At 59.5% G+C, this 1,956-nt stretch carries 3 protein-coding genes; 1 reads left to right on the top strand and 2 read right to left on the bottom strand.

All coding sequences use genetic code 11. The features are described from left to right. Both Q0288_RS10075 and Q0288_RS10070 read right to left on the bottom strand, forming a co-directional pair. Nucleotides 1-201 (bottom strand): hypothetical protein (locus Q0288_RS10075; RefSeq protein ID WP_299429994.1); only part of this gene is annotated, 201 nt, incomplete at its 3' end. A gap of 4 nt (nt 202-205) precedes the next feature. Beyond that, nucleotides 206-1,276, bottom strand: coding sequence for a DUF418 domain-containing protein (locus Q0288_RS10070; protein WP_299429992.1), 1,071 nt, complete (start codon nt 1,274-1,276; stop codon nt 206-208). A gap of 37 nt (nt 1,277-1,313) precedes the next feature. On the opposite strand from Q0288_RS10070, the gene Q0288_RS10065 reads away from it, so the two are divergent. Continuing rightward, nucleotides 1,314-1,826, top strand: a complete 513-nt coding sequence (locus Q0288_RS10065) for a DinB family protein (protein WP_299429990.1) — start codon at nt 1,314-1,316, stop codon at nt 1,824-1,826. Nucleotides 1,827-1,956 lie beyond the last annotated feature (130 nt).

The following is a 1,956-nucleotide window of genomic DNA, read 5'->3' as shown; positions in this document are numbered from 1 at the left end:
TACGGCCTCCGGTACTGCGGTCAAAGCGAGCAAAAGATACTGACGGCTTTTTGTAGCGCGCAGTGCTTTCCGGTTTGCGATCACGGCAAGTTTTTCAAGGCCACCTTTGATGTGGGGGAGGGGTATGTGGGCGACCGGTGGTGCGCCCATTGGCAGGCTCCCATCGAGCCAGATTTGTGTTGTGATGCCTTCTACTTCCAATCGCCTACCGACGATAGGTAAACTTTCGCCAGAGCCACTCCAGGGGTCCCTGGGCGAAGCGTTGCAGCCACCAGCGGCTTAGCAGAACCTGAAACACCACAAACCCAGCCGCAATCGCGGGAAACCAGAAGGGACTGACCTGTCCAAACCACCCCAGCCCGTAGCCGTAGAACAACAGACTCATGGCTACCGATTGCAGCAGGTAGTTGCTGAGGGGCATCCGCCCGGCGTAGTGCAGGGCTTGCAGGCGGCCCAGACGGGGCCAGAGGAGCCGGAAAAGGGCCAGATAGGCCAGCGCAAAGCTCAGCCCGCCCAGACCTCGCAGGGGCTGGGTGTCGAAATGCAGGGCGTTGTACAGGTTGACGGGTATTCCTACCAGCAGCCCCAGCGCCACCACCTGCCAGAGTGTGGCTGGGCCGATGGTGTGCCAGCGCGGGGCCAAATACACACCCAACAAAAACAAGCCCACAATCTCTGCCCCAAATACCAGGGAGGCCAGGGGGGTGTTGAAGAGCCAGGTCTCGAGCCGTACCCCGGTTACCTGCCAGAAACTCCCGGTCAGAAAAACCTCTCCGCTTCCAGGAGTCGGCATCTGATCGCGCAGCAAGATTGCGAACCAGAATAGCAGTATGTATCCCCCCAGCAGGAACTTGCCGATGTCCAGAAGCCGGTGTTCCTGGCCCAGGTAGCGCAGGGCGAACAGGCCCAGAATGGCATAAGTGCCCAGGATATCGCCGTCGAATAGGAAGATACCGTGCAAAGCGCCCAGCCCCAGCAGCCACCCCAGGCGGCGACGCAATAGGGCGCGCGCATCCAGACCTGCCATCACAAAACGCTGGTACTGCAGGGCCAGCCCCAGCCCGAACAGAATCGCGAAGATGGTATAAAACTTGCCGCTGAAAAAGAAAGCCAGGATTTCACGGCCCCGTGTGTAGTTTTCGGATAGCCCATGCAAGGTGGCATACATCCCAGCACCCGCAAAGTGTTCGAGGTTCACGGCCAGGATGCCCCCCAGGGCCAGCCCACGCACCGCATCGAGAAAAGTATCACGTTGAACCGGGGGAAGCGGCTGCACAGGGCGATTGTACGGGGAATGCGATAGAATCGGGTGTATGCAAACGCCTGTTCAACCCCCCCCGTATTTGCGGGGTGATGTGGTAGGTGTGCACCTGATAGTTTCGGTCTGGTTGCGCAGCCTGGAGGAAGTTGAAGAAATAGTCGTCAGGTGGGCCTCCGACCTGAGCCCAGAAGGCTTCTGGTGGGTTCCTGCCCCCGGCGCCAATCCCATTGGGGGGCTGGTGCGGCATACGGGTGGGGCGTCGTACCGCTTGATGTTGCGTGGAACCGGCCAGGAAGTGCCCGAGGCGATTCGCATTCGCCCAGCCGAGGAGATGGCCCCTACCGGACGCGACCCCCAGGAAGTGCTGGCCGAGTTCGCTGAGAACATGAACCAGGTCAAGACCCGCCTCAGCTCGCTTGAGATGGAGGATCTGGAGCGAGTGGTCAAGTTCAACCAGTACGAGGTGCGGGCCATTTATGCGCTCGATCACATCGCTGCCCATGCCCAGCACCACGCCGGGCAGATCATCACCACCCGCAAGTTGTGGACGGCCCGAAACACCTGAACGTTCAGGCTCTGTCAAATGCAACGAGGGTTCAGCGATGTTTTGTGCGCATTAAAGGGCTTTTTCAAGTGGATTGTGTAGTGCGCCCCTATTTTGAGACCACCAATGGTTCAATCTTAGTCACCTCCTG

It is taken from the genome of uncultured Meiothermus sp., assembly GCF_937863175.1.
Lineage (GTDB): Bacteria > Deinococcota > Deinococci > Deinococcales > Thermaceae > Meiothermus.
This window is presented reverse-complemented; position numbering and strand designations above follow the sequence as displayed.

Excerpts from the sequence above, each read along its gene's own strand:
- Q0288_RS10065 (WP_299429990.1), top strand. The coding sequence starts at position 1,314 with ATGCAAACGCCTGTTCAACCCCCCCCGTATTTGCGGGGTGATGTGGTA.